This is a genomic window from Pontibacillus yanchengensis Y32 (assembly GCF_000770635.1).
Taxonomy (GTDB): Bacteria; Bacillota; Bacilli; order Bacillales; family BH030062; genus Pontibacillus; species Pontibacillus yanchengensis.
Window position 1 is genome coordinate 1 of the sequence record NZ_AVBF01000019.1, and the last position, 26,892, is coordinate 26,892.

Annotated in this window: 30 protein-coding genes; 28 read left to right on the plus strand and 2 right to left on the minus strand. The window is 37.9% G+C overall.

Annotation, left to right across the window (positions count from 1 at the left end; translation table 11 throughout):
- Positions 1 to 379 precede the first annotated feature (379 nt).
- A complete protein-coding gene (locus N782_RS08510) occupies positions 380 to 1,348 on the minus strand; it encodes an asparaginase (RefSeq protein ID WP_036818497.1) in 969 nt (322 codons plus the stop codon).
- An 89-nt stretch (positions 1,349 to 1,437) separates the two neighbouring features.
- Here N782_RS08510 and prsW point away from each other — a divergent pair, with 89 nt between their 5' ends.
- The 9 genes from prsW (at position 1,438) to fni (ending at position 9,182) form a co-directional block, all read left to right on the plus strand.
- The gene (gene prsW, locus N782_RS08515; RefSeq protein ID WP_036818500.1) at positions 1,438 to 2,124 is read left to right on the plus strand and encodes a glutamic-type intramembrane protease PrsW; all 687 of its coding nucleotides are present in this window, start codon (positions 1,438 to 1,440) and stop codon (positions 2,122 to 2,124) included.
- A 202-nt stretch (positions 2,125 to 2,326) separates the two neighbouring features.
- Positions 2,327 to 3,175, plus strand: a complete 849-nt coding sequence (gene sleB, locus N782_RS08520) for a spore cortex-lytic enzyme (RefSeq protein ID WP_036818503.1) — start codon at positions 2,327 to 2,329, stop codon at positions 3,173 to 3,175.
- A 21-nt stretch (positions 3,176 to 3,196) separates the two neighbouring features.
- A complete protein-coding gene (gene ypeB / locus N782_RS08525) occupies positions 3,197 to 4,537 on the plus strand; it encodes a germination protein YpeB (protein ID WP_036818506.1) in 1,341 nt (446 codons plus the stop codon).
- A 104-nt stretch (positions 4,538 to 4,641) separates the two neighbouring features.
- The gene (locus N782_RS08530) at positions 4,642 to 5,292 is read left to right on the plus strand and encodes a flagellar brake protein (protein WP_237582627.1); all 651 of its coding nucleotides are present in this window, start codon (positions 4,642 to 4,644) and stop codon (positions 5,290 to 5,292) included.
- Between the two features lie 59 nt (positions 5,293 to 5,351).
- On the plus strand, positions 5,352 to 5,552 hold the full coding sequence (locus tag N782_RS08535; RefSeq protein WP_052111256.1) for a DUF5359 family protein: 201 nt from the start codon (positions 5,352 to 5,354) through the stop codon (positions 5,550 to 5,552).
- A 79-nt stretch (positions 5,553 to 5,631) separates the two neighbouring features.
- Positions 5,632 to 6,315 carry a (d)CMP kinase gene (gene cmk / locus N782_RS08540; protein ID WP_036818512.1) on the plus strand — a complete coding sequence of 228 codons (684 nt, stop codon included), beginning with the start codon at positions 5,632 to 5,634 and terminating at the stop codon, positions 6,313 to 6,315.
- A gap of 2 nt (positions 6,316 to 6,317) precedes the next feature.
- Positions 6,318 to 6,899 carry a lysophospholipid acyltransferase family protein gene (locus N782_RS08545; RefSeq protein WP_036818513.1) on the plus strand — a complete coding sequence of 194 codons (582 nt, stop codon included), beginning with the start codon at positions 6,318 to 6,320 and terminating at the stop codon, positions 6,897 to 6,899.
- Positions 6,900 to 6,998: 99 nt separating this feature from the next.
- Entirely contained in the window at positions 6,999 to 8,135 is a 1,137-nt protein-coding gene (gene rpsA / locus N782_RS08550; RefSeq protein ID WP_036818514.1) for a 30S ribosomal protein S1, read from the plus strand.
- A gap of 15 nt (positions 8,136 to 8,150) precedes the next feature.
- Complete coding sequence (fni, locus tag N782_RS08555; protein WP_036818517.1) at positions 8,151 to 9,182, plus strand: type 2 isopentenyl-diphosphate Delta-isomerase; 1,032 nt, start codon at positions 8,151 to 8,153, stop codon at positions 9,180 to 9,182.
- Between the two features lie 354 nt (positions 9,183 to 9,536).
- Here fni and N782_RS21010 read toward each other — a convergent pair whose 3' ends face one another.
- Positions 9,537 to 9,665, minus strand: coding sequence for a YpzI family protein (locus N782_RS21010; RefSeq protein WP_084103029.1), 129 nt, complete (start codon positions 9,663 to 9,665; stop codon positions 9,537 to 9,539).
- 106 nt (positions 9,666 to 9,771) lie between these two features.
- On the opposite strand from N782_RS21010, the gene N782_RS08560 reads away from it, so the two are divergent.
- From N782_RS08560 to aroH, 19 genes are all read left to right on the plus strand, one after another.
- Positions 9,772 to 10,374, plus strand: coding sequence for a YphA family membrane protein (locus N782_RS08560; RefSeq protein WP_036818520.1), 603 nt, complete (start codon positions 9,772 to 9,774; stop codon positions 10,372 to 10,374).
- Entirely contained in the window at positions 10,371 to 11,267 is an 897-nt protein-coding gene (locus N782_RS08565) for a YIEGIA family protein (RefSeq protein ID WP_036818522.1), read from the plus strand. The genes N782_RS08560 and N782_RS08565 overlap by 4 nt, the downstream gene beginning before the upstream one ends.
- Positions 11,264 to 11,449, plus strand: coding sequence for a capping complex subunit for YIEGIA (locus N782_RS08570; RefSeq protein ID WP_036818524.1), 186 nt, complete (start codon positions 11,264 to 11,266; stop codon positions 11,447 to 11,449). Before N782_RS08565 ends, N782_RS08570 begins: the two co-directional genes overlap by 4 nt.
- Positions 11,450 to 11,698: 249 nt before the next feature.
- Positions 11,699 to 13,009, plus strand: a complete 1,311-nt coding sequence (der, locus tag N782_RS08575; RefSeq protein ID WP_036818626.1) for a ribosome biogenesis GTPase Der — start codon at positions 11,699 to 11,701, stop codon at positions 13,007 to 13,009.
- 13 nt (positions 13,010 to 13,022) lie between these two features.
- Positions 13,023 to 14,063 carry an NAD(P)H-dependent glycerol-3-phosphate dehydrogenase gene (locus N782_RS08580; RefSeq protein WP_036818526.1) on the plus strand — a complete coding sequence of 347 codons (1,041 nt, stop codon included), beginning with the start codon at positions 13,023 to 13,025 and terminating at the stop codon, positions 14,061 to 14,063.
- Positions 14,064 to 14,140: 77 nt separating this feature from the next.
- A complete protein-coding gene (locus N782_RS08585) occupies positions 14,141 to 14,395 on the plus strand; it encodes a stage VI sporulation protein F (RefSeq protein ID WP_036818528.1) in 255 nt (84 codons plus the stop codon).
- Between the two features lie 265 nt (positions 14,396 to 14,660).
- A complete protein-coding gene (locus N782_RS08590) occupies positions 14,661 to 14,858 on the plus strand; it encodes a DUF2768 domain-containing protein (protein WP_036818530.1) in 198 nt (65 codons plus the stop codon).
- Between the two features lie 23 nt (positions 14,859 to 14,881).
- Complete coding sequence (locus N782_RS08595) at positions 14,882 to 15,619, plus strand: hypothetical protein (RefSeq protein ID WP_338048251.1); 738 nt, start codon at positions 14,882 to 14,884, stop codon at positions 15,617 to 15,619.
- A gap of 311 nt (positions 15,620 to 15,930) precedes the next feature.
- Positions 15,931 to 17,409, plus strand: coding sequence for a stage IV sporulation protein A (spoIVA, locus tag N782_RS08605; RefSeq protein ID WP_036818536.1), 1,479 nt, complete (start codon positions 15,931 to 15,933; stop codon positions 17,407 to 17,409).
- A 441-nt stretch (positions 17,410 to 17,850) separates the two neighbouring features.
- Positions 17,851 to 18,123: an HU family DNA-binding protein gene (locus N782_RS08610; protein WP_036818539.1), complete on the plus strand. Its 273-nt coding sequence runs from the start codon at positions 17,851 to 17,853 to the stop codon at positions 18,121 to 18,123.
- Between the two features lie 257 nt (positions 18,124 to 18,380).
- A complete protein-coding gene (mtrB, locus tag N782_RS08615; RefSeq protein ID WP_202406218.1) occupies positions 18,381 to 18,611 on the plus strand; it encodes a trp RNA-binding attenuation protein MtrB in 231 nt (76 codons plus the stop codon).
- Between the two features lie 430 nt (positions 18,612 to 19,041).
- On the plus strand, positions 19,042 to 19,845 hold the full coding sequence (locus N782_RS08620) for a heptaprenyl diphosphate synthase component 1 (RefSeq protein WP_036818627.1): 804 nt from the start codon (positions 19,042 to 19,044) through the stop codon (positions 19,843 to 19,845).
- Between the two features lie 2 nt (positions 19,846 to 19,847).
- Positions 19,848 to 20,561 carry a demethylmenaquinone methyltransferase gene (locus N782_RS08625; protein ID WP_036818543.1) on the plus strand — a complete coding sequence of 238 codons (714 nt, stop codon included), beginning with the start codon at positions 19,848 to 19,850 and terminating at the stop codon, positions 20,559 to 20,561.
- A gap of 192 nt (positions 20,562 to 20,753) precedes the next feature.
- A complete protein-coding gene (hepT, locus tag N782_RS08630) occupies positions 20,754 to 21,725 on the plus strand; it encodes a heptaprenyl diphosphate synthase component II (protein ID WP_036818544.1) in 972 nt (323 codons plus the stop codon).
- A 98-nt stretch (positions 21,726 to 21,823) separates the two neighbouring features.
- The gene (ndk, locus tag N782_RS08635) at positions 21,824 to 22,270 is read left to right on the plus strand and encodes a nucleoside-diphosphate kinase (RefSeq protein ID WP_036818545.1); all 447 of its coding nucleotides are present in this window, start codon (positions 21,824 to 21,826) and stop codon (positions 22,268 to 22,270) included.
- Between the two features lie 392 nt (positions 22,271 to 22,662).
- A complete protein-coding gene (locus tag N782_RS08640) occupies positions 22,663 to 23,436 on the plus strand; it encodes a CheR family methyltransferase (RefSeq protein WP_036818547.1) in 774 nt (257 codons plus the stop codon).
- Between the two features lie 819 nt (positions 23,437 to 24,255).
- Positions 24,256 to 25,422, plus strand: coding sequence for a chorismate synthase (gene aroC, locus N782_RS08645; protein ID WP_036818550.1), 1,167 nt, complete (start codon positions 24,256 to 24,258; stop codon positions 25,420 to 25,422).
- Positions 25,422 to 26,516, plus strand: a complete 1,095-nt coding sequence (aroB, locus tag N782_RS08650) for a 3-dehydroquinate synthase (RefSeq protein WP_036818552.1) — start codon at positions 25,422 to 25,424, stop codon at positions 26,514 to 26,516. The genes aroC and aroB overlap by 1 nt, the downstream gene beginning before the upstream one ends.
- Positions 26,513 to 26,890 (plus strand): chorismate mutase, encoded by a 378-nt coding sequence (gene aroH / locus N782_RS08655; protein ID WP_036818554.1) that lies wholly within the window; start codon positions 26,513 to 26,515, stop codon positions 26,888 to 26,890. Before aroB ends, aroH begins: the two co-directional genes overlap by 4 nt.
- Positions 26,891 to 26,892: the final 2 nt, after the last annotated feature.

The window sequence follows — 26,892 nt, forward strand, 5'->3', positions numbered from 1 at the left end:
TTAGTAAGCAATAGATAAAAATTGGCTCAAGAAATTTCTGATGGCAAGAAAGCTCTTAGACATTTAATTCGAAATAACACTTATTTGTGCTTTCGGGACACAATATTTGGTCGAGGGTCCGATAACCATTACCCGGATGGGGGTGAAGGGGGAACTGCGAGACTCCCGCGGGAGAAAGAGGTTGGTGAGACCCCGGAGCGAGCGAAGCGAGTGAGAAGGCTCACCAGCTCGCCCGCAGGAAAGCGAGTTGTTCCACCGTAACCCCCTCTTCACTTTTAAGCATCGGACCCACCAGTTGCTGAAAATATCTCGACTTCAATTCTTCAACATAATGGGGCAAATATGAAATATCAACAGCATTAGTATATAAAGCCGAGACCTATGCAAACATTGCCACAAGGTCGTGAGGATTACGAGTTAGTTCTAATGAAAGCATAAGTTTTATTCTTGCTTTAGGTCCTGTTAGACCATTTGAGAAAATAACTCCCATATCCTTTAATTGCTTTCCTCCACCATCATAACTATAAATATCCTGAACAATACCTTGATAACATCTAGAAACAAGCACAACTGGTATGCCGGCATTTACGATTTCACGCAGAGGTTGAACTAGAGCAGGAGGGATATTTCCTTGTCCTAAAGCTTCTATAACAAGGCCATCAATATTCGTTTGTCGAATAGCTTCCAAAATAGTATGATCCATTCCTGCATAGGTTTTTAAAAGGGCGACATGTGTTGTGATTGTTTGAATAGGATAGGATTCGTGCTTAGTTAAAGTATGATGGAAAAAGACCCCTCGTTTTGTCACCATACCTATAGGCCCGTATTGAGGACTTTGAAAGGTTGCCACATTACTTGTAGACGTTTTGGTAACGTTTTGGGCTGTATGAATTTCATCGTTCATGACTACAAGGACACCTTTATCTTTAGCTTCTTCTGAACAAGCTACCCTTACAGATGTAATGAGATTATATAGTCCATCAGATCCGATTTCATTAATCGATCTCATTGCTCCTGTTACAATTACAGGTTTACGAGTTTGTAAGTATAAATCTAAGAAGTAAGCCGTTTCTTCTAATGTATCTGTACCATGTGTGACAACAATACCATCATAATCTTCTGTGGCTAATTGTTCATGTATTCTTGAGCCTAGCTGTAGCATGTTTTTTGGTGTCATATGGGGCGATGGAATATGAAATAAAACCTCATCTTTTATTTTTGCAAACTCTGCTAAAGAAGGTACTACTTCATATAACGGATGTTCCGTTGCGGGAGAAACCTCCCCAGTGTTCTTATCTTCTTTCATGGAAATTGTTCCACCGGTATGTATTATTAGAACCTTTTTCATTACGATCACCTACTAGTTAAGTTAGTATTTTATTTCCAATATGTTCATGATACGATGGAATAGATGTGAATGGAAGGGGAGTGACGGTCGTGTTTGCGATTTTATCTGCAGCAGTTGCACCTGGTTTTGCCTTGCTTGCCTTTATCTATTTAAAGGACCGTTTTGATTCTGAGCCCTTTTCCAAAGTATTTCGAACGTTTATATTGGGGGCATTATTGGTTTTTCCTATTATGTTTATACAATACGCTTTCGAACAAGAGGGTGTAGCTCAGACACCAATATTGAAGTCATTTTTATTATCTGGTACATTGGAAGAATTCTTTAAATGGTTTATTTTCTTATATGCTATATATAAACATACAGAATTTGAAGGGCGATATGATGGAATTGTGTATGGAGTTTCCATCAGTCTTGGTTTTGCAACAGTAGAAAATCTATTGTACTTATTAGCAAATGGTATATCACTTGCTTTTCTGAGGGCATTATTCCCAGTTTCTTGTCATGCGCTTTTAGGAGTAATGATGGGATATTATATGGGAAGAGCTAAAGTAGGAGCTGTCAAAAATCAATATAAAGTTCTCACAGTTGCTCTCATAATCCCAGCAATTCTACATGGGTTCTATGATGTAGTGTTGGAAGTTCAGAGTAGTAATGTGATTTATTTATTAATTCCGTTTATGATTATGCTTTGGTTTATGGCACTTCATAAAATAAAGACAACCAACCAAAGAAGAGAAAACGTTATTCCTATGGAAAAACGAAAGTGGAAAGCATAGAAACAGTCTACACGATAGAGTAGGCTGTATTTTTTATGCCTTTTTTAATGTTCTTTTCTGATAATTACGTATTTCTAGCAAAGTTACCTTGTCTCAGTCGAAAAGCGTATTATGTAGAGTTTTAACTAGAGATGTATAAAAGCACCGGAGTTTCAAAAACTAGTTGGGACAACAAGATCATTTATATGCAGGAGGAACAGGAATGAAACTTATTCGGATCATTTCAATTGCACTGTTAGTCGTCGCTTTGTTTGTTTCCATTCCAACTAGTTTTAACAAGGAAACGGAAGCCTTCAGTCAACGTACTGTTCAAAAAGGGGCTACTGGTGATGATGTAATAGAATTGCAAGCAAGGTTACAGTATATCGGTTTTTACAATGGAAACATTGATGGGGTGTTTGGGTGGGGGACCTACTGGGCGCTACGAAATTTTCAAAAGGATTTTGGTTTGAAGATTGATGGGTTACTAGGGGGAGAAACGAAGCAAAAGCTAGTGGCCGCAACGAAGTATGATCCTCAATATGTGAAACAACAAATTCGTTCAGGCAAAGACTTTACCTATTACGGTGGTGTTCCAAAAGAAATTCAGACAGAAGATGGAGCGCAGCCTCAGGATACCCAACAAAAAGCTGAACAGGGAAAGCAACAAGCTGAAGAGAAGTCAGGTGCAACTGCTGTAAATATACCATCAGGCTACTCTCAGAATGATATTCAATTAATGGCTAATGCGGTTCATGGTGAGGCACGTGGAGAACCTTATGTAGGGAAAGTAGCGGTAGCGGCAGTTATACTGAATAGAGTGGAAAACACATCTTTTCCAAATTCTGTTTCAGGAGTTATTTTTGAGCCAAGAGCATTCACAGCTGTGGCAGATGGTCAAATCTGGTTAACTCCAGACGAGGAGTCTAAGGAAGCTGTAGTGGATGCCCTAAATGGTTGGGACCCTTCTGGGCAAGCTATCTATTACTTTAACCCAAATACAGCAACGTCCGATTGGATTTGGAGTAGACCTCAAATTAAGCAAATAGGAAAGCACATTTTTGCAAAATAAATAAAGAAAGGAAGTGGAGCTATGATTCGTTGGTTACTAATAGGAGTGCTGGCAATTGGGGTAGTCGGAACGGGAGTTTGGGGTTATCAGGAACATAAAGAAAAAAATGCGATACTTGTTCAAGCGGAAAATTCGTATCAAAGAGCCTTCCATGATTTAACGTATCAAATGGAGTTACTACATGACAAGATGGGGACCGTTCTAGCGATGAATTCACAAAAACAGCTTTCACCACAGCTAGCAGATATTTGGAGATTAACATCAGAAGCTCATAATGATGTAGGTCAACTTCCATTAGTACTACTACCGTTTAATAAAACGGAAGAATTCTTAGCAAACATAGGAGAGTTTAGTTATAGAACTGCAATTCGAGACCTAAACAAAAAACCTTTGTCAGATGATGAGGTTTCTATGCTTAATAAGCTATACAAGCAATCAGCAGAAATAAAAAATGAGTTAAGGAATGTTCAACATACCGTTTTGGATGAAAATTTAAAGTGGATGGATGTTGAGCTAGCTTTAGCCACAGAAGATAAAAGTGATAACAAAATCATTGATGGGTTTAAAACAGTTGAAAAAAATGTACAAGGATATTCTGAAGGTGATTTAGGACCAATGTTTACTGGAGCTACAAACGAAAACCATGAATTTAGGTTTGTGAAGGGCGAAAATATGTCGGAAGAAGAAGCAAAAGAAAAATCAAAAAATATCTTTTCTATTCCTGAAGGTGCAAAAATTACGATGACTAAGAGTGGGAAAGGTGCTGAAATTCCAACCTATAGTCTTTCCTATCGTGGAGACGGGAAAAATGGTTATATGGATATGACGGTTAAAGGTGGTAACCCAATCGATATCATGGTTGACCGAAAAGTAAACGAACAGGAATTGAGTCTTTATAAAGGGCTTAATAAAGCAGAAGAATTTTTGAAAAAACATAAATATAATGGGATGGAAGCTTTTCAAAGCAGCCAATACGATAACGTAGGTGTGTATAGCTTTTTGTACGTACAAGATGAAGTAAGGATTTATCCTGATTCGATGCAAGTTAAGGTAGCTCTAGATAATGGTGATATATTAGGGCTCTCGGCAAGAGAGTTTTTGAGAAATCATGAAGAACGAGCTTTCCCTAAACCAGCTCTATCCGAAGAAAAAGCTAAAGAAAATGTAAATCCAAATGTTAAAATCCAGGAACATCATTTAGCTCTTATCGAAAATGATTTAAATGAAGAAGTCCTTTGTTATGAATTTGTTGGGACTATGGGAGAAAGTACCTACCGAATATTCATAAATGCGAAAGATGGCACGGAAGAAAAAGTGGAGAAACTAAAGCAATCTGAAATGAAATTTGGTCAAACTACCTAGGGAAAGATGAAACTTGTCTTTCCCTTTTTTGATTTTTTTGCCATAATAATGAATAGATGCTCACAGTTATAGGGAGAGAGGGAAAGAGCTTGATTAAAATCGGAATGCCTATTACATTAGAACTAAAACATGCAGATGACGATCATCTTGAAACCTACCGCTCAAAAGTCGTTGAAGAAGATGAAGGTGTGCTCTATATTGATTACCCAATTAATGAACAGTCAGGAAGAACCGGTTTCTTTCTAGAAGGCACCCAATTCAAAGTAACATTTGTTGGAACGGATGGTTCAGTCTATGTCTTTCATACGGACGTTCGTGGAAGAAAGAAACTCACCATTCCAGTTTTAACGCTTCACTTCCCTGAAAAAGAAGAAATGCTTCGAATACAACGTAGAAAATATGTAAGAGTGGAGACGTCTGTTGACACAAGCGTCCACGGTGTAAATGAAAAGATTACACCTTTTACAACCGTTACTGCAGATATTAGCGGCGGAGGAGCTGCTATCATTTCACCTTATGCTCACACGATTGAACAAAATCAACTTCTTGAAGTATGGTTTGTGATCCCACTATCCTCTGGTGATATGCATTATATCTGTACAAGTTCCAGAGTGATTCGCGTGTGGAAAGAAAACAAAAATCATAATGAAAAAGTGTCTTTAGAATTTGAAGCCATTGATGAAAATGATCGTCAAACCATTATTCGGTATTGTTTTGAGAAACAATTATCTTTAAGAAAAAGGGGAATTCGTTAAACTGAATAGATGATGCATAGAAGGATACAATAGAGGATAAAAAAGGTAGCGGATTTATAGTGAAACGTATAGAGCAATGGCTAGTTATCCTTGTGTTCTTTCATGCAATATTTCTTATTGGTGTACAATGGTTGTTACTACATACTGATATGGGCTATTACATTCATCCAATTTATGAATATTTTGGTGTAAACCGCGAGTATCAAGGAGAAATTCTTGAAACAATAGACCGAATCTTTCAAGATGTGTTATCATTTTGAGGAATAAAGACTGTACAGCATAAACAAGCAGGAACCCCTGCTTGTTTACTTTTTGATTGGAATAAGAGAGGGATGCACAATGAATCATAACTTAGCAATTGCAATAGATGGTCCAGCCGCTGCGGGGAAAAGTACTGTAGCCAAACGAGTAGCAGCTAAGCTATCTTATATTTATATTGATACAGGTGCTATGTACCGAGCACTGACATTGAAAGCATTAAGAGAGAATATATCTTTAGAGAATGAATCAACTGTATATGACATTTTAAAAAACACAACTATATTATTGAAACAGAACAAAGATAGTCAGAGTGTTTTACTAGACGACCAAGATGTTACGGAAGAGATAAGGTCTCAACAAGTTACAAACAATGTATCTGTCGTTGCAAAGCATGGAGCTGTAAGAGAAGAGATGGTTAAACGACAGCAAGACCTAGCAGCTAAGCGGGGCGTTGTGATGGATGGAAGGGACATTGGAACACATGTTATTCCTGATGCTGAAGTTAAGATTTTCTTGATTGCTTCTGTAGACGAACGGGCAGAAAGAAGACATAAAGAGAATATAGAAAAAGGTTATAACTCTAACCTTGAACAATTAAAAGACGAAATTCGTAAACGAGATCAAATTGACTCAGAACGTGAAGTTTCACCATTGCTTAAAGCCGAAGATGCGATTGAAATTGATACAACTTCTTTATCCATTGAACAGGTGGCTGAAAGAATTCTGCAAGTAGTTTTGGATTGCAAAGGGGAGGAAGAATAACGATGGCTTTATATCATTTTGCTAGATCAGTATGTGCTGCTCTTTTTTATCCTCGGTATCGCATTAAAGTAGAAGGAAAAGAGAATATACCTAGTGAAGGACCAGTCATTATCTGTTCGAACCATATCTCTAATATGGATCCTGTTGTTGTAGGAATTACCAATAATAGAGATATCTACTTTATGGCAAAAGAAGAACTATTCAAGAATAAATTCTTAGGTGGATTGTTGAAACGTGTTCATGCTTTTCCAATTAAGAGGGGAATGAAAGACCGTCAAGCTCTCCGCAAAGCTATGGATGTGTTAAATGATAATCAGGCACTAGGAGTCTTTCCAGAGGGAACCAGAAGTAAAACAGGGGAACTCAGTAGAGGCTTGGCAGGGGCAGGTTTTTTTGCTCTTCGCTCAGAGGCAACCGTTATTCCATGTGCTATAGTTGGATCTTATAAATCCAAACAACCGTTACGTGTTGTATATGGAAAACCAGTACCAATGGCCGATTTACGAGAAAGAAAAGCTTCCTCTCAAGAAGTAACAGATGTTATCATGGAAGAGATACAACATCTACTTGATAAAAAGCAATAGAATGTATGTTTTGCTTGACAAAATGCCATAAATATTAGAAGTTAGAACAAAGGATTAAATTTATGGCTGGTTGTGGTGGAATTGAAGGAGGTCTTGTAAATGGATGAAATGAATCAAGAAATGTCAGAAATGCCAAACGTTTCTGTCGGAGATGTACTAACAGGTAAGGTAGTAAAAGTCGAGGACAAGCAAGTGCTTGTAGATATCGGCTATAAAGTAGAAGGCATCGTACCGATCAGTGAACTATCTAGCCTTCATGTAGAGAAAGCTGCAGACGTTGTGTCTGAAGGTGATGAACTTACATTGAAGGTCAAGAAAATGGAAGATGATGAGATTGTATTATCCAAGCGTGCAGTAGATGCAGAAACTGCATGGGAAGATCTAGAAGACAAGCTAGAAACTGGTGAGGTATTTGAAGCAGAAGTGAAGGACATCGTTAAAGGTGGACTTGTTGTAGATGTAGGTCTACGTGGTTTTATCCCTGCTTCTCTAGTGGAAACTTATTATGTTGAAGACTTCAATGAATATAAAGGTAAAACGCTTAAGTTGAAGGTTATTGAATTAGACCGTGAACAAAATCGCGTTATCCTTTCCCACAGTGCAGTGGTAGAAGACGAGAATGATGCACGCAAGCACTCATTATTGCAATCACTTGAAGCTGGTCAGGTGCTTGAAGGTACAGTTCAGCGAATCACAGATTTTGGTGCGTTTGTTGATCTTGGTGGTATGGACGGTCTAGTGCATATCTCCCAATTAGCTCATGAGCACGTTGAGAAGGCTTCAGACGTAGTAGAAGAAGGACAACATATTAATGTGAAAGTCCTTTCTGTTGACCGTGACAATGAGCGTATTTCATTATCTCTTAAAGATACTTTGCCTGGACCTTGGGAACAAGTTGAGGAGAAAGTACGTCCAGGAGATGTTCTTGAAGGAACCGTTAGACGTTTAGTTAACTTTGGTGCTTTTATTGAGTTGTTACCTGGTGTAGAAGGTCTTGTGCATATTTCTCAAATAGCAAATCGACACATTGCTACACCTCAAGAGGTATTAGAAGAAGGACAAACGGTTAAAGTAAAAGTGTTGGATGTTAATGAAGATGAAAAACGAATCTCTCTAAGTATTAAAGAATTAGAAGAAGATCAAAGTCGTGCTGAAGTAGAGCAATATACGAAAGATGACGACTCTGGATTCCAACTTGGAGATTTCATCGGAGATAAATTAAATAAACTAAAATAATACTTGGTGATATAATTGAGTCGATCAAAAAGAAAACTAGAACACATTAGACACGCAATAAGCCGCGATGAATTAGATATTAACAGCTTCGATGAAATGGAAATTATTCATCAAAGTTTAACAGATATCCATTGGGATGATATTTCTTTGCAGACTCAATTGGGCGAACTTACTTTAAGTTCGCCCCTTTTTGTCAATGCAATGACTGGTGGCGGTGGAGAAAAGACAGAAAATATTAACCGTCAATTGGCTATGGCAGCCAAGGAGACAGGTATTGCTCTTGCTGTTGGCTCCCAGATGTCTGCGCTGAAAGACCCTAGAGAAAAAAGAAGTTATGAAGTTGTACGCGAAGAGAATCCAAATGGTATTATTTTCGCTAATATTGGTAGTGAGGCTACCTTAGACCAAGCCAAAGAAGCAGTGGACATGCTTAAAGCAGATGCCCTTCAGATACACTTAAATGTGCTACAGGAATTAATCATGCCAGAAGGTGATCGTGACTTCACGAATAGACTTCAACAGATTGAACAAATCGTAAAAGAATTAGATATTCCTGTCATTATAAAAGAAGTTGGCTTTGGAGTATCCATGGAATCTGCTCGTCAATTGAAAGAAGTTGGTGTTTCTTATATCGATGTTGGTGGTAAGGGAGGCACAAACTTCTCTAAAGTAGAGAACAAACGTAGAAAACAACCGTTTTCTTCCTTCAATCAATGGGGAGTTCCTACTGCTATTTCTGTAAAAGAAGTGAAGAGTGTCTTTCCTGAATGCAACGTTATTGCATCAGGTGGTATGAGGAATGGACTAGATGGAGCTAAAGCGTTTGTACTTGGTGCTAATGCTTTTGGTATGGCAGGTCATTTATTAAGAATTTTAATGAAAGAAGATTTAGAAACTCTAGTTCAGGAAATCAATCACATTCACCATGAATTTACTATTGCCATGATGGTGTTAGGTGCTAAAGATACCTACATGTTAGATGGAAAGCCACATATTTTCACAGGAAGAACCAAAACATGGTTAGAACAAAGACTCCCAACGTTCTAAAGGAAGATTAGCATCAGCATAATATATGAGCAAGAAGAAAATGGAACGATGAACAGTTCAATTTGCTAAAAATGATATGTCGTTAATATAAAAGCCACACCCGAGTATCTTATCTCGGGTGTGGCTTTTTTTGTTTTATAGGAAATTATAAAATTCAATGCTTGTGTATAACTGAAAAAGTGATGCGGCCACGTCCAGCTCCAGCGCCCAGCGACTAGCAAACTTCCTGCCCCTCCTTACGATAAGTCAACATCGAATCGCTTGCGCTCTTCGTGTTTCCTTTATCTCATACGGAGCCGTCCAGTTTGTACGTCGCTAAGCGGGCGCTTGCACTTTTGTTCATATATGTTAAATCTATTTCTTCTCTTTTGCAGGCTGTTCATTTTCCATAAATGTGCTTCCTTTTGGATGTGACTGTGTATCACGATCGCTTTCTACTCGTCGTTCTTTACGAAGTTTCTTTTCTTGTCGGTCTTTACCCAAAGTAATCTCCTCCTTCTACGTATAGTTTTTAGTTTTTTTCTGAGTTTATACATGATTAGATTCATCTCAAATGACCATAATGATAAGGGTAGAGAGGAGATTTGGGATGGATGGAATATATTTTTATTATACTTGTTGGCTTATGTGGGTTGTGCTTACGTTTTTATCTAAGAAAACCCCAACTAGATGGTATGCTTCTTTTCTAATCTTAGTATTGCTAAATAGTGTACCTTATACGTTTCAAATACGTTCCTATACCATATCGCTGGCTGCGATTATTATTGTAGTTTCCTCTTTAGTTATTTTGTCTATGCAAAAGCAACACATTAAAGCTGTTATTATTTCCATCTCGATTGGTTTAGGCTATACCGGAGCTTTATTTTGGGAAGCGGTTAGTCCTGTTTGGATGATATTCCCAAGGTTGTTTCTCATTACGTTACTAGCTTATTTATTAGTATATGTAGCAGTGCATCAAACATGGATGAGAATAGGAGTATGGGGGCTTGGTTCTATGTTAGGAGAGGTTATTTATTCTGTATATGTAGCAGAAATGGGGTATAGCGAACCAATTGGTGAGTTTGCTTACTTAGATATGTATAGTCTTGTTATTTTTATGGTGTTAACCACAACGTCATTTTTATATCTTATAAATGAATTAGAAACTATTATTACACAGAGGGTGAAACGGAAAGTGGGGATAAAGCCATGAATGAATTTACTTATCCTATCCTTTTTGGAGTCGTGGTAGGAGTCTTAGCAAGGCTTCTAATGTTGCGTACAGATTATAGACAGTATCCAACCTATTTACATGGTAAGGTAATCCATTTATCGCTTGGATTTATAGCTGCTTTATTAGGGACGATTGCTGTTCCGGCTATTATAGAAAAGGAATACACAGCAGTAACATTTTTAACAATTGCAGCAAGTCAATTCCGGGAAGTACGAAACATGGAGCGTAATACTTTGACGGAGTTAGATGCATTTGAATTAGTCCCTAGAGGTAATACATATATAGAAGGGATTGCCATAGCATTTGAAGGGCGTAATTATTTAGTGATCTTTTCATCGTTTCTTGCTACCTTTGGTTATTTGGTATGGAACATTTTGGTTGCTATTGGGGTTTCTATAATATCATTCTTGCTTATTAAAAAATTCATGAGTGGAAGTTCATTAAAAGATATTGTGGATATAGAATATGCTCACCCTCATTTTGATGGTGCTGGTCTTTATGTAGATAACATTTATATCATGAATATTGGATTGCCACAGCGGCAAGAAGAAATAGTGGAGTACGGGATGGGATTTGTATTAACTCCGAAAAATTTTAATGTTCGTTCTACTATTGCCAATCTTGGTCAAAGACAGGCTATCTTACATGATGTATCTGTTTCGATGGGAGTATTTAGAGATAGTGGTACACCAGCACTCGTGCCCCTCATTAAGCGTGATCTAGATGATGGAAGGATAGGAGTGTTCGTGTTACCGCAAGAACGAGATAAACAAAGGGCTATTGATATTATAGGGGCAGTTCCTGTTCTTGAAAATGCGATTCGAATGCCTAGTGAGTCGAAAACCAACAAACAAAAGAGGGGTTCTTCATGAAGATAGAAAAGGCTGTGTTAGCCGCTGTGACGACCAATCGTTCTAATGTTGATGGTGGTAGTCCAATCTTTATTTGTGATTCAAAAGAAGAGATGGATCAACTGGCGGCAAATTTGGAAGCAATTTTGGATGGGATAGGTCATGCCCTTAGTGATGAGTTGTATATTATTGTAAAACATTAAAACACGATTAGAAATTAGACGAATTATAACAAGAATCGAAGAAAAGCGTTGTTTGTGAAGTCTAGTTTTGCTAAAATATAAAAGTTAAGAGTAAACCCTTCTTACTTGACAAGAGGGGTTTTTACAATGAAAAAGAGGTATTGCTCTCGCTACTCATTGAATAGGATGTTTGTTAAATTTGAATCAGAACAACGTAAAATGAAATGTGATAATAGAAATCGAAATAGAAAAGGAAAGGGTGATCCTTTCATGCGTAAATCAACAGTAGCAGTAGTAGGACGTCCAAATGTCGGTAAGTCCACTATATTCAATCGACTCGTCGGTGAAAGAATTTCAATTGTAGAAGATACACCAGGAGTTACTAGAGACCGCATTTATGCAGAAGCTGAATGGTTGAATACAAACTTTAACATTATTGATACGGGTGGAATTGAGCTTGGCGATGAGCCATTACTCGTTCAAATGCGTGCTCAAGCAGAAGTAGCTATTAATGAAGCGGACGTCATTATTTTTATGGTTAATGGTCGAGAAGGTATAACTGGAGCAGATGAGGAGGTTGCCAAACTCCTTTATAAATCAAATAAGCCAGTTGTATTAGCTGTTAATAAAGTAGATAATCCTGATATGCGTGATCAAATTTATGAATTTTACTCCTTAGGATTTGGAGAGCCATTCCCGATTTCAGGTACACATGGCTTAGGATTGGGTGATATGTTAGATGAAGTTCTCCTTCACTTTCCAGAACGTGCAATGCCAGATGAAGATGATGATACCATTCGATTTAGCTTAATAGGTAGACCGAATGTTGGAAAATCATCATTGGTTAATACGATTTTAGGGGAAGAAAGAGTAATCGTTAGTGATATAGAAGGTACTACGAGAGATGCGATTGACACATCATTCTCAAAAGATGATCGCGATTATGTAATCATTGATACAGCAGGAATGAGAAAACGTGGTAAAGTATATGAAACATTAGAAAAATACAGCGTGATGAGAGCCCTAAAAGCAATCGAACGTTCTGATGTCGTATTAGTCGTGTTAGATGCTGAAACAGGTATCATTGAACAAGACAAGAAGATTGCAGGATATGCACATGATGCTGGAAGAGCGATTGTCATCGTCGTGAATAAATGGGATGCCATTGATCGAGATGAAAAGACGATGAAAGAATTCGAAGACAAAGTTCGTCAACAATTTCAATTTCTAGATTATGCACCAATCGTTTATCTTTCTGCTAAAACGAAAAAACGTATTCATACGTTAGTGCCAAATATCTTACAAGCAAGTGAAAATCATACGAAGCGTGTTCAGTCTAGTATTTTAAATGAAGTCATTATGGATGCGTTAGCTATGAAACCAGTCCCTTCTCTTAAAGGGAAAAAGCTAAGAATCTTTTATGCTACACAAGTAGCCGTAGCTCCTCCTACGTTTGTAGTATTTGTCAATGATCCGGACCTATTGCACTTTTCATATGAGCGCTTTTTAGAGAATCGCATTAGAGATGCATTTGGCTTTGAAGGTACTCCGATAAAAATTTACGCTCGTCAGCGGAAGTAAAGGAGAGATTTGAATGGCTAAAGTAGCGGTACTAGGTGCTGGTAGTTGGGGGACGGCTTTATCGATTGTGTTAGCTGATAACAATCATGATGTACGTCTATGGACCCATCGTGAAGACCAAGCAGAAGAAATTAATCGCACTCACAAAAATGCCCGTTATTTAAAAGAAGCTACAATCCCCTCTTCATTAACAGCATATTCAGATTTAGAGAAAGCTCTTGATGATGTAACAGCAGTAGTTCTTGTGGTTCCAACGAAAGCAATACGAGAGGTATGTCAAAAGGTTAAACAAGCTTTAACTCGAAAAGTAACGATTATTCACGCAACAAAGGGTATTGATCCAGATTCTTTAAAAAGAGTTTCCGAAATGATTCAAGAAGAAATGCCACAGGAGCAATATGAAGATGTTGTCGTTCTTAGTGGACCAAGTCATGCAGAGGAAGTTGGATTGCGTCAACCAACAACTGTCACTGTATCATCGCATACGATAGCTGAAGCAGAAGTGGCGCAGGACCTATTCATTAATGAGAATTTTCGAGTTTATACCAATCCGGATGTGGTTGGAGTTGAACTTGGTGGTGCATTAAAGAATATTATAGCTTTAGGAGCTGGAATATCAGATGGGCTTGGGTATGGAGACAATGCCAAGTCTGCTCTTATAACTAGAGGATTAGCAGAAATTGCTCGTTTAGGCACATCTATGGGGGCCAACCCACTTACCTTTGCTGGGTTAACTGGTGTTGGCGATCTGATTGTTACTTGTACCAGCCAACATAGTCGTAACTGGCGTGCTGGTAATATGCTAGGGAAAGGATATGCCTTAGATGAAGTGTTAGACCATATGGGCATGGTAGTCGAAGGTGTCCGTACGACAAACGCTGCTTATAAGCTCTCTAAACAACAACAAGTCGAGATGCCAATTACAGAAGGTATTGAACAGCTATTGTTCCATGGTGCCCACCCTAAAGATGTGGTGGACCAATTAATGACAAGAGGCCGTCGTCATGAGATGGAAGACTTAGCTGACATTTTGGGTAATCAATTTTCTTCATAAACGAATAATTATTGCGCTCACGCTTAATTTTCCTCCGCATATACTATGTTGAAAGTTTATTATAAGGAGGAAATCGTGTGAGCGGATTTCAAAAAAAAGCGTTTGACCATCTACAAAAAAAGGCCAATATTTCACCAGACGAAATCTTTAAAGTGGCTGATTCGGTAAAGAATGCCGATTTTAAAGATGAAAAAACGGTTCGTAATCTTGTAAAACAACTCTCTAAAATGGCAGGAAAACCTGTTTCTAAAGAAAAAGAAGATAAAATTGTAAAAGCCATTGTAGAAAATAATATGGACATGAACCAATTGAATCAAATGTTTAAAAAATAATGAACTATAGGCATTTGAGGATGCATCTATATCATTTTATGCATACTATAAATCGCAGCAGTAAAACATGAAGAGTTGTAACATCAGGGTACTATTTAGTCAGGCCGAGGTGAGTTTAGCCCCTATCACCTCGGTTTTTTGTGCGTTTGAAATTTTGGGGAAGGGTATGGTACAAGCTATTACCATATTGAAGGATTCTGTCATTGCTTAACGTGTGATATAATACATACGTCTTAAGTACAACTAAATGTAAGGAGCTGGCTATATGTCTAGAGGAATGTTGAACATGTATATTTCATTTGCCGGCATCATTTTTATGTTTCTTGCTATAGGATTGATATTATTAAGCCGTCATAAATTATCCGGATTACTTAGTGGGATTACAGCATTTCTTGCTTACATATTTTTGATGCTAGGTGGTATCATTATTTTCTATATTGTGTTTAGTGGTCCTACAACCTAAGAAACAATAACGGAGGAATGGAGATGTCTCGGAAATTCATGCTCATGATTGTGTTAGTCCCCTTTTTATTAACGGGATGCTTGTATCCTGATGAAAATTTATCTAAAAATCAGGTACCAAATACGGTACAGCTACAATCTATGCAGACAGCAATTGATCAATTTAAGGAAAGCCATCCCTATGAGCTTCCTATAAAAAATAGAGAAGAAGATACCCCTGTATTTCAAAAGTATCCAATTGATTTTAGTCGTTTAAAAGAAGCTAATATACTTGCTGAAGCACCAGGTAACTCATTCCAGCGAGGTGGCGTCTATCAATACGTTCTCATTCATCCAGAGAATGATCCGACTGTAAAGGTTATCGATATACGAGCTACACAAAAGCTGACTAAGGTCAATATTCGAATCGCAGCCTATCGAAATGAAAATCGCTACCCCCCTTTTGGTGAGAAAGTAGCAGAGAATATATATACAATTAATTACAATAAAATTGGTTTTGATGACCCTCCGCAAGTGAAAAGTCCATACACGCAAAATCTATTGCCTATTGTAATGGATGTCGAAGGAAATATTTATATCGATTATCGACCAGACTTATACGATTTTCTGCAAAAGTACGATCATAAATATAAAAACGGGGATGATATTCGTTATTTGTTAGCTGAACATTCTCCTATTGTACCTGCAAATTCCTTGCCCTATACCATTAAAGATGGGGAACCAGTTTTTGCTCCAAATATAAATTCTCAAGATGCCTCATAATGAGGCATCTTTTTTTATATATTATATCAAGTCGCAAAAATATAAGGCATAAGAGTTTTGCGAGAGTCCTAGAGGTAAGCTAACTTCTTGTTTCCTAAACAAGCTTATCTTTTTATTCTTAAGCTGAAAGAGATGTCATATATTTCATCTGAGAGAGTTTTTACACCTTGGCTAAAAAATCATGCATTTCTAATAAAAACAAGTCATATTTCACTAGGACAACATCATAGACTTGTATTGTCAAAGATTCGTAAGCGATTATGTCTTGCATGTCCAGGCGAAGTAGAAGTAAAGGATCGGGAGGGGATCACTTGGAAAGAGTAGATATTTTCAAAGATATCTCAAAACGAACTGATGGAGATATTTATTTAGGTGTAGTAGGAGCGGTTCGCACAGGAAAATCCACATTTATCAAAAAGTTTATGGAGCTAGTTGTGCTTCCAAATATCCAGGATGAAGGCGAAAGAGCACGAGCGCAAGATGAACTCCCGCAGAGCGCAGCAGGAAGAACAATCATGACTACAGAACCAAAATTTGTACCTAATCAAGCAGTGCAAGTTCATGTCGATGAAGGTTTAGATGTGAATTTCCGAGTCGTGGACTGCGTAGGATATACGGTGAATGGTGCAAAAGGGTATGAAGACGAAAATGGTCCAAGGATGATCCATACACCTTGGTATGAAGAGCCAATTCCTTTTCATGATGCAGCCGAAATTGGCACACGTAAAGTAATTACGGAGCATTCCACAATTGGTGTTGTCGTAACAACTGATGGCACGATTGGCGAAATTCCAAGACATGATTATGTAGAAGCTGAAGAGCGCGTTGTTGAGGAATTACAAGAGGTAGGCAAGCCTTATATTATGATTATAAACTCTGTAAGACCTCATAGCCAAGAAACAGAACTGTTAAGACAAGAATTGCAGGAAAAATACGATATTCCAGTTATTGCAATGAGCGTTGAGAGCATGCGTGAAAATGACGTGTACAATGTTTTACGTGAAGCCCTGTACGAATTTCCTGTACTAGAAGTGAATGTGAATCTACCAAGCTGGGTAATGGTGCTTAAAGAGGGCCATTGGCTACGTAAGAACTATCAAGAGGCTATTCAAGATACTGTGAAGGATATTAAACGATTGAGAGATGTCGATCGAGTAGTTGGCCAGTTTTCTGACTATGATTATATCGATCGTGCACAGTTAGCTGGTATGGAAATGGGTGAAGGTGTAGCGGAAATTGATTTACATGCACCAGATTACCTGTACGATCAAGTATTAAAAGAAATAGTAGGGGAAGAGATTCGTGGTAAGGATCACTTGCTACAATTGATGCAAGATTTTGCTCATGCTAAGCGAGAATATGATCAAGTTTCTGAAGCGTTACAGATGGTGAAACAAACAGGATACGGAATTGCTGCTCCAGCACTAGAGGATATGTTCCTAGATGAACCTGAAATCATTCGTCAAGGCTCACGTTTCGGTGTTAGATTAAAAGCAGTAGCACCTTCCATTCATATGGTTAAAGTAGATGTTGAATCTGAATTCGCGCCAATTATTGGAACGGAAAAGCAAAGTGAAGAATTAGTACGATATTTAATGCAAGACTTTGAGGAAGACCCACTTTCTATTTGGAACTCAGACATATTTGGTCGTTCACTAAGCTCTATAGTTAGAGAAGGTATTAGTGCGAAATTATCATTGATGCCAGAAAATGCTAGATATAAATTAAAAGATACATTAGAGCGTATCATAAATGAAGGTAGTGGCGGATTAATCGCAATTATTTTATAAGCGGTGATTCGCCGCTTTTTTTATGATAGGTACTTTTGCATATAATAATAACCCTTATTTTTTCGTGAAACTAGCGAGAAATAAGGGTTTTTTAAAATTTTTTATAAAAAATTTTTTCTCAGCAAAAATTGTCTAATCTTGTAGGGGTATTTCATATGTTCAAGAAGCTTTGAAAGCTGATATATCAAGGTTTGAGGGATTTGTAAGAAAATTTAGTTAATTATTACCGAAATAGGGGTAAAACCTGGTATGATAGCCTAAATGATGAAGAATCTTAGTGGTTTTTATTGAATTTCCCAGTCTCATCGTTTAATATAAGGCTTGTCATCAAGTTTTATTGATGATTTGTACGTATAAGACGTCAATAAAATGTGAACAAATGATAGTAGAATTATCATTTGTTCTAACAACAACAACCATCCTTGGGAGGAGGTGAATAGCATGAACAAGACTGATCTAATCAATGCAGTTGCAGAGAAAAGTGATCTTTCTAAAAAAGATGCTACACAAGCTGTAGATGCAGTATTTGAATCTATCTCTGATTCACTACAAAACGGTGATAAAGTACAACTAATTGGTTTCGGGAACTTTGAAGTACGTGAACGTGCGGCACGTAAAGGTCGTAATCCTCAAACAGGTGAGGAAATCGAAATTTCTGCTAGTAAGGTTCCTGCATTTAAACCAGGTAAAGCCCTTAAAGATGCTGTAAAATAAGTTTTTACATATAGGGCTGAATAACAGGCTGACTCAACTTGAGTCAGCCTTATTTTCCACTTCATTCGAATACTAATTCGTTGCTAGCTTAAAGTAACAGAATGAAAATTTAATCTTATGTAAATTCATAACCTGTTTCATACATACAATCGATTATTGAGCTGTATCTATACAGCGCTTTATAGCAACTGTTTATGAATTGACATAGGATTAAAATTACGAGATAGTTAAATAAGAAATGTACTAGGAGGATCTTCATGAGTAATGGTAAAAGTGGAGATTTTTTCGTGATAAAGGCACTCCAAGATGGGGTGAACGTCATTGGTTTAACAAGAGGAACGGACACTAGGTTTCATCACTCAGAGAAATTGGATACAGGAGAGGTGATGATTGCTCAATTTACTGAGCACACTTCAGCTGTGAAAGTCCGTGGTAAAGCAATGATTCAGACAAGTCACGGGGAAATGTACACAGATGAGGCAGAGTGACTCTCTGCTTTTTCTTTTTATAGGAAATTATAAAATTCAATGCTTGTGTATAACTAAAAAAGTGAAGTGGCCACGTCCAGCTCCAGCGCCTATCCTCTCGGGGTCTTAAGTCAATCCTCGAAGTGGCGTTTTTGGCCACAGCGAGGATTGACTTAAGCCTGTCGGGGGGTGACCAAGGCGCACCGAGCTTTTGTTCTTTTTTGGTAGACCATACATAAAATTAAACGAAAATTTGTACTATAAAAAGTAGATTTAATGGTTGAACATCCAACAATGATGACATACCTATCAGGCAACTTTAGGGAAGAATTGTGTTGTTCAAGTTGAAAATGGGTAACCTATACCTATTGATCAGTGAATTGCTACAGTGAGGTATGCTATAATGGTGTATGACTTAGCCGATTAATTCGGCATGGAAAGGCTTTAGGTGATGGCTTTGAATAGTAAAGACTTAAATATTGAAGAAATTAGATCATCAATCGAAAATCAAATTCGACATCCTTATTTAGCCAAATTCATCCCAAATCCTGTGATAAGTGAAGATAAATTAATGTTTCTTGCTACATTGATGAAGCAATCTGAGCTATCAGAAGAAAAGCAAAAGCAATACATCATCACCACGATGCTAGTTCAAATTGCACTAGATACACATGAATTAGTTACGACTACAGGAGTACATGATACGGCTGAAGTTCAAAAGCAGCGACAATTGACAGTATTAGCAGGCGATTATTATAGTGGGCTGTACTATTATCTTCTATCCAAATTAGAGGATTTACCGATGATTCAAACATTAGCATCTACGATTAAAGAAATTAACGAGTTGAAGATGAACATATATAATCAAGATTTTCCAACTCTATCTCAAGTAATGGATGGATTAATGAAAGTTGAATCATTATTAATTCAAAGAGTTGCAGAGTTTGTACAGAAGCCTGTTATGAATGATGTTGCAGGTGATTGGTTATTAGCGATGCGATTACAATCTGAGAACAAACGTTATCATAAAAGAGAAACAGCGCCTCTTCTTGAGTTGTTGATGAAGAGCCCTTTTGTTCAAGTAAATGGTATACATGCTATACGTACTATGGACAAATTAATACGCAAACATATGCTTCGGGTAGAACACTCCATTTCGCATCTACCTCAAAATTTTGAAATCTTAAAGGATTACTTACAACACCATATATATCAATCATTTTATATTAAACAACGAGCGGTGGAAGAAGGGTAAATATGGCTCAACAAACTAAATCTGAGCGTGTACATCACGTATTTGAAAAAATATATAATCGATATGATTTGATGAATTCCATTATATCCTTTCAGAGACATAAAGCGTGGCGAAAAGACGTAATGAAAAAAATGCAAGTACATTCAGGGGATCAAGCACTTGATGTATGTTGTGGGACTGGTGACTGGACGATAGCTCTATCAGAGGAAGTAGGGAACAAGGGTAGAGTAGTAGGGCTTGATTTTAGTCAGAACATGTTATCTGTTGGCCGTAAAAAGAAACAAGAATTATCTCTCAAGAACACAGAATTTATTCATGGCGATGCTATGAATTTGCCTTTTGAAGATAATGAGTTTGACTTTGTTACGATTGGCTTTGGATTGCGGAACGTACCTGACTATATGACTGTTCTTAAAGAAATGGCAAGGGTGGTTAAACCAGGTGGGAAGGTTGTATGCTTAGAGACCTCTCAACCAACAGCGATGGGGTTTAGACAAGCCTATTACTTTTATTTTCGTTACATTATGCCTGCATTTGGACGTCTCTTTGCTAAAAGCTATGATGAATACGCATGGTTACATGAATCAGCCAAAGACTTCCCAGGTAGGGAAGAATTGCGTAAGATGTTTCAGGATGCAGGTCTGAGTCCTGTTGAAGTAAAGAGCTATACAGGTGGAGTAGCAGCAATGCATATGGGTGAAAAGCCAAACCAATAGGGATCAGACACTTAGCACGCACGCTTAGCTAGTATTTGCTGCGATTTACATATCGTAGTTTTATGTGTGTGGTTAGAGCAGTGGCTAGTCACTGTGCGCATAAGTTAGAAATAAATTCTATAAATAATCAACAAGCCAATTTCCACACCTCCCTATATAGCAAGAAATAAACTGATTCAAAAGGTGACCCCAATGAAATTAGCAATGATTTACCCATTTTTGAAAAACGATATTGATAAAATTGAGCAGGCATTGAATCAAACGATTCAGGCAGAGCATCCTGTGTTACGAGAGGCATCTACCCAACTACTTGAAGCAGGTGGAAAGCGCATTCGTCCTGTTTTTGTTCTACTTTCTGGGAAATTTGGCCAATATGATATAGAGCGAATGAAAGACGTTGCTGTATCGTTAGAATTAATACATATGGCTTCTCTGGTTCATGATGATGTCATCGACGATGCTGAATTACGTAGAGGCCAACCTACGATTAAGGCGAAATGGGATAATCGCATAGCTATGTACACAGGTGATTATATTTTCGCTAGGGCGTTAGAGTGTTTATCCAATTTAGAGACAGCAAAAGCCCATCAAATACTTTCAGAAACCATAGTTGAAATATGCATAGGTGAAATCGAACAAATTAAAGATAAATTTAACTGGGACCAAAACCTTCGTACATATTTAAGAAGAATTCGTAGAAAGACTGCTATACTCATTGCAGTGAGTTGTAGACTTGGTGCAGTAGCTGCTGGGGCATCTGTAGAAATCGAGCATGCATTATTCCGTTATGGGTATTATGTAGGTATGTCCTATCAAATTATTGATGATGTACTGGACTTCACCTCTACAGAAAAAGAGCTGGGTAAACCGGCAGGCAGTGACTTAATGCAGGGGAATATAACATTACCTGTGTTGTATGCAATGGAACAAGACTCTAATTTAAGAGCAGAATATCTTGAATCACTTGAAAATGAAGAACCATCAAATGAACAGATGCAACATATTATAAACCGAATTAAAGAAACTGGAGCAATAGAGCAATCGCTGACTATTAGCGAAAAGTACCTACAGAAGGCTTTTGCCGAATTAGACGTATTACCTGATCAAAAAGAGAAACAGACATTGAAAAATATCGCAAAATATATTGGCAAACGGAAATCTTAACCAAATTCTGTTTGCTACTTTTTATATTATCTGATAGAATTTTCTACGGTAATATATTTAAACGCTTTCACAATCTACATAATGAAGAGGTGGAGAAAATGGAAAAAACGTTTATTATGGTAAAACCTGATGGAGTACAACGCAACTTAGTAGGAGACATTGTTTCTCGATTTGAGAAAAAAGGCTTTAAATTAGCAGGTGCAAAGCTAATGCAAATACCAAATGCTCTAGCAGAAGAACATTATGGTGAGCACAAAGAGAAGCCTTTCTTTGGAGAGCTAGTAGAATTTATTACATCTGGTCCTGTATTCGCAATGGTTTGGGAGGGCGAAAATGTAATCGCTACCGCACGTCAAATGATGGGACAAACTAAGCCATCTGAAGCCATGCCAGGAACAATTAGAGGAGATTTTGGTCTAACAGTAGGCAAGAACGTAGTACACGGCTCAGACTCTCCTGATAGCGCAGAGCGCGAGATTAACCTGTTCTTTAATCAAGATGAACTAGTAAGCTATGAGAAAAATGACCACAACTGGATTTACTAATTTGAACTAATGATCTTACTTAAGACGCACCCTGGCATAGGAGCCAGGGTGTTTTTATCTATTTAGATGAAAGGTTAGGTAAGGTCATTATGATAATTGTATGCGTAGATTTACATACTCGATAAGTTTATAACTGCATTAGGAGAAGAAGAGTAAATCAAACATGATGATGCATTAGCTTGCTTACAATTAAGTTTATGGAGAAACAATTTCTTCTAATATATCTCCGGTCTAAATATATAACATCAACAAACCAATAATTTTGTTGAAATTGGTGGAACTTATCCGTAAATCTCTCACGCTTTTCAGACATTTTTACAGAAAACTAGTGTTGCATTAACATAAGTTTGATAGGATTAAGAGGAGCGGGGAAAAAGGGAGCGTACATAAAGATGAGCATGGATTATCAAACGTTTATTCAACAAGTAAACCGAAGAACAGGCATTGATTTATCCCTCTATAAAGAGGCACAGATGAAGCGAAGATTAACTACATTACGAGATAAAAGAGGCTATACTACGTTTGATGAATATTTCAAAGCGATCATTAAGAATCAGGAATTATATTTTGAATTTTTGGATCGCATGACTATTAATGTATCGGAATTTTATCGAAATTATAAAAGGTGGGAAGTGTTAGAAAAGACGATTCTCCCATCGTTAGTAAAAGGCAAACATAAAATAAAAGTGTGGAGTGCCGCCTGTTCTACTGGGGAGGAACCATACACGCTCGCAATGGTTTTAAGTCAGTTCTTTTCCTTATCGGATATTAAAGTGCTTGCTACAGATATTGACGAAAATGCCATGCAACGAGCACGGGAAGGTATATATCCAGAGCGTTCATTAAAAGAAGTTCCACTATCTATAAAAAAGAAATACTTCAAACAAGAAGGTCAATTTTATCATGTAACCGATGACATCAAACAAACGGTAACGTTTAAAAAACATAACCTTTTGGCTGATTCATATGAGCAGCATTTTGATCTTATTATTTGTCGTAATGTACTAATCTATTTTACAGAACAGGCTAAAATGGATGTCTATCAAAAGTTTAGTAATGCCTTGAAACCTAATGGAATACTCTTTGTTGGAAGTACGGAACAGATATTTACTCCTCAGCATTATCAATTAGAAGTTGCGGATACGTTCTTTTATCAGAAGAAATAAGTAGTAATAAGTAATAAGAGGTCATTAGGATCTCTTTTTTTATTTATCTTCTAGAGAACCTCCCTCGTGCAGCAACATCGAACTAACCCACGTAATGTGGGCCACAGCCTCTACAACGCTAATCGGGCGCCCCGAGCTTTTGTTCTCGTCTAGGAAATTATAAAATTCAGTGCTTGTGTATAACTAAAAAAGTGAAGTGGCCACGTCCAGCTCCAGCGCCCAGCGACTAGTGTGCTTCCCTCACCTCTGTACGATAAGTCAACATCGAATCGCTATGGCTCTTCGTGTTTCCTTTATCTCCTGAAACTTAAAGGAAGTTCGATTAAGAACGCTACATCACGTAGCAACATCGAACCAACCTACGTCGTGTAGGCCGCAGCATATATGTCGCTACCCGGGCGCAACGAGCTTTTGTTCGAAGTAAAGAAAGTATAAATTTCTGACGCTTACAGGTCTAGCTCCAGCGCCCAGCGACTAGCAAACTTCCTGCACCTCCTTACGATAAGTCAACATCGGATCGCTGTCGCTCTCCGTGTTTCCTTTATCTCATACGGAGCCGTCCAGTTTGTACGTCGCTACCCGGGCGCCCCGAGCTTTTCTTATTTGAATTTTTATTTTAATCAAACAATTGTTGAGAAAACGCTAGTTATTGTTGCAAAATGTACTGTAAGGTTACACACTAGAATAGTAAAGGAAACTATTCTGAAAATAGGGACTTCTTTCTTTTATTATTCTCATTTTTTTCACTTGAAACACACATATATTGAAGGATATGATATAGTAATACAAAATTGCATACATATACGGGAGGTATTATTCATGCGCTATTTAACGGCTGGAGAATCACATGGTAAACAACTAACAACTATTATAGAAGGACTTCCTGCGAGAATGCCTTTTGTTAAGGATACAATTAATGAGTCATTAATAAGAAGACAAGGCGGATATGGCAGAGGACGTCGCATGCAAATAGAGAAGGATCTAATAGAAGTTACGGGTGGTGTACGACATGGTTATACTCTTGGTTCACCTGTATCGTTAGTTCTACACAACGATGACTTTACTCATTGGAGAAATATTATGGGAGAGGACCCTATTCCAGACGATGAAGAAGTACGTCGTACCATTAGTCGTCCAAGACCAGGTCATGCCGATTTAAACGGTGCCCTTAAATATGGACATCGAGACATGAGGAATGTGTTAGAACGCTCATCAGCAAGGGAAACTGCTGCAAGAGTTGCTGCTGGTTCTGTAGCGAAACAATTACTTGCTTCCTTAGGGATTAATATAATCGGTTATGTAAATACAATCGGAGGCATAACAGCAAAGTATGATGCTGGGATGTCATTACAAGAACGACAGGAACAATCAGAAGAGTCACCAGTGCGTACCCTCGATAAAGAAGCTGAACAATCCATGATGGAAGCTATAGATACAGCAAAAAAAGAAGGAGATTCCATTGGAGGCGTCGTTGAAGTAATGGTAGAAGGTATGCCAGCTGGGGTTGGATCTTATGTACATTACGACCGTAAGCTTGATGCAAGAATTGGTGGAAGTATTATGAGCATCAACGCTTTCAAGGGAGCGGAAGTAGGTATTGGATTCGAAGCGGCTAACCTTAATGGAAGTGAAGTGCATGATGAAATTGCTTGGAGTGAAGAAAAAGGGTATTATCGAAAAACCAACAACCTTGGTGGTTTTGAAGGTGGAATGACGACTGGTATGCCAATAATCGTCAAAGGTGTTATGAAACCTATTCCAACGTTATATAAACCGTTACAAAGTGTTGATATTGATTCCAAAGAACCTTTTAAAGCAAGCATTGAGAGGTCTGACTCTTGTGCTGTACCTGCTGCAGCTATTGTGATGGAGCACGTGGTTGCCTGGGAGCTAGCGAAAGCAATTACGGAGCAATTCCCTTCTGATCAATTCCCTAAGCTAAAAGAAAGTATTGATCAATATCGAGAAGAGATCAGGTGCTTTTAATGAGAGTAGAGCAGTTACCGGTTCAAACGAATACAGGGAACTATAATGTTTATATTGGTAAGGGGTTGCGCCACCAGGTTGAGACCTACTTGCCGAAACAATATAATCAGGTATTCATCATTACGGATTCACATATTGCGAATATGTATTTGAATGATGTAGTGGATTCATTTTCTAGCGAAGTAAAAGTATCAACCTACACTGTTCCTGCTGGTGAAAACTCAAAGCAAATGGATTGGTTTCATGAATGCCATACGTATGCAATAGAGTCAGGTCTTGAGCGTAGTGATTTGATTGTCGCACTTGGTGGGGGTGTAGTTGGAGATCTAGCAGGGTTTGTTGCAGCTACTTACATGCGTGGAGTTGACTATATTCAAGTACCCACCACGATACTTGCGCATGATAGTAGTGTTGGTGGAAAAGTAGCTATTAATCATCCTCAAGGAAAAAATATGATTGGTAGTTTTCATCAACCCCAAGCTGTCATTTACGATACGGAAACGCTCGATACCCTTCCAGGAACAGAATGGCGATCCGGTATGGCAGAAGTGATTAAACACGCTTTGATAGCAGATGAGGAAATGCTCGAACAATGCTTTGATCTTCCATCCTTCGATGCGATCTCTAATGAAACGATAGCTGATTTATTAAAAAAAGGTATTCACATAAAAGCTTCGATTGTCCAAGAAGATGAGAAAGAAAAAGGCGTTCGCCGTTATTTAAATTTAGGCCATACACTTGGTCACGCTATAGAAGCTGAATCAGGGTATTCAAGTATTACACATGGCGAAGCCGTTGCCATTGGAATCGATTTCGCTTTGTTTTTAAGTGCAAAGCAATTTCCTGAAGCAAATTTACCCAATGAGGCTTTTCGAAAATGGCTAGAAAAGCACAATTATCCTCTTTCATCAAAACTAGAAGAATATAACCTTGATGCGTTAATGGAAAAGATTAAGAAGGATAAAAAGAACAACCATCAACAAATCCGTATAGTGCTACTTTCTTCTATAGGAGAACCAACACTTGTCCCATACTCGGAGCAATCATTGATGGCGGAGTTAATAGAGTTTAGAAATGAGGTGAGGAATTCTTGATACGAGGGGTTCGAGGTGCAACGACGGTAGAAGCGAATAAAGAACAAGAAATTTTAACCAACACAAATGAACTGTTAGTAGAAATGATTCAACAAAATAGTATCAAAGCAGAGGATGTTGCATCTGTTTTTATATCAACTACAGAGGATTTAAACGACACGTTTCCAGCTAAAGCATTGCGACAGGTAGAAGGTTGGACGTATGTCCCTGTTATGTGTATGCAAGAAATTCCTGTGCCAAATAGTTTAGAGAGGTGTATTCGTGTGATGATACACTTTAACACTGAACAAGAGCAAAATGAAGTCCATCATCTTTATCACAATAGGGCTGTTCAACTTAGACCAGATTTAGTAAGACGAGATGAGGAGGAGTAAAC

Bases quoted from the DNA above. Each gene is read 5' to 3' on its own strand.
- hepT (WP_036818544.1), top strand. From the start codon at position 20,754: ATGAAATTAGCAATGATTTACCCATTTTTGAAAAACGATATTGATAAA.
- N782_RS08595 (WP_338048251.1), top strand. From the start codon at position 14,882: ATGTCTCGGAAATTCATGCTCATGATTGTGTTAGTCCCCTTTTTATTA.
- aroB (WP_036818552.1), top strand. From the start codon at position 25,422: ATGAGAGTAGAGCAGTTACCGGTTCAAACGAATACAGGGAACTATAAT.
- rpsA (WP_036818514.1), top strand. From the start codon at position 6,999: ATGGATGAAATGAATCAAGAAATGTCAGAAATGCCAAACGTTTCTGTC.
- sleB (WP_036818503.1), top strand. From the start codon at position 2,327: ATGAAACTTATTCGGATCATTTCAATTGCACTGTTAGTCGTCGCTTTG.
- N782_RS08590 (WP_036818530.1), top strand. From the start codon at position 14,661: ATGTCTAGAGGAATGTTGAACATGTATATTTCATTTGCCGGCATCATT.
- N782_RS08625 (WP_036818543.1), top strand. From the start codon at position 19,848: ATGGCTCAACAAACTAAATCTGAGCGTGTACATCACGTATTTGAAAAA.
- ypeB (WP_036818506.1), top strand. From the start codon at position 3,197: ATGATTCGTTGGTTACTAATAGGAGTGCTGGCAATTGGGGTAGTCGGA.
- N782_RS08560 (WP_036818520.1), top strand. From the start codon at position 9,772: ATGGATGGAATATATTTTTATTATACTTGTTGGCTTATGTGGGTTGTG.
- aroC (WP_036818550.1), top strand. From the start codon at position 24,256: ATGCGCTATTTAACGGCTGGAGAATCACATGGTAAACAACTAACAACT.
- N782_RS08580 (WP_036818526.1), top strand. From the start codon at position 13,023: ATGGCTAAAGTAGCGGTACTAGGTGCTGGTAGTTGGGGGACGGCTTTA.
- N782_RS08545 (WP_036818513.1), top strand. From the start codon at position 6,318: ATGGCTTTATATCATTTTGCTAGATCAGTATGTGCTGCTCTTTTTTAT.
- N782_RS08640 (WP_036818547.1), top strand. From the start codon at position 22,663: ATGAGCATGGATTATCAAACGTTTATTCAACAAGTAAACCGAAGAACA.
- ndk (WP_036818545.1), top strand. From the start codon at position 21,824: ATGGAAAAAACGTTTATTATGGTAAAACCTGATGGAGTACAACGCAAC.
- cmk (WP_036818512.1), top strand. From the start codon at position 5,632: ATGAATCATAACTTAGCAATTGCAATAGATGGTCCAGCCGCTGCGGGG.
- N782_RS08565 (WP_036818522.1), top strand. From the start codon at position 10,371: ATGAATGAATTTACTTATCCTATCCTTTTTGGAGTCGTGGTAGGAGTC.
- N782_RS08510 (WP_036818497.1), bottom strand. From the start codon at position 1,348: ATGAAAAAGGTTCTAATAATACATACCGGTGGAACAATTTCCATGAAA.
- N782_RS08530 (WP_237582627.1), top strand. From the start codon at position 4,642: ATGCCTATTACATTAGAACTAAAACATGCAGATGACGATCATCTTGAA.
- N782_RS08620 (WP_036818627.1), top strand. From the start codon at position 19,042: ATGGCTTTGAATAGTAAAGACTTAAATATTGAAGAAATTAGATCATCA.
- mtrB (WP_202406218.1), top strand. From the start codon at position 18,381: ATGAGTAATGGTAAAAGTGGAGATTTTTTCGTGATAAAGGCACTCCAA.
- N782_RS08570 (WP_036818524.1), top strand. From the start codon at position 11,264: ATGAAGATAGAAAAGGCTGTGTTAGCCGCTGTGACGACCAATCGTTCT.
- der (WP_036818626.1), top strand. From the start codon at position 11,699: ATGCGTAAATCAACAGTAGCAGTAGTAGGACGTCCAAATGTCGGTAAG.
- N782_RS08610 (WP_036818539.1), top strand. From the start codon at position 17,851: ATGAACAAGACTGATCTAATCAATGCAGTTGCAGAGAAAAGTGATCTT.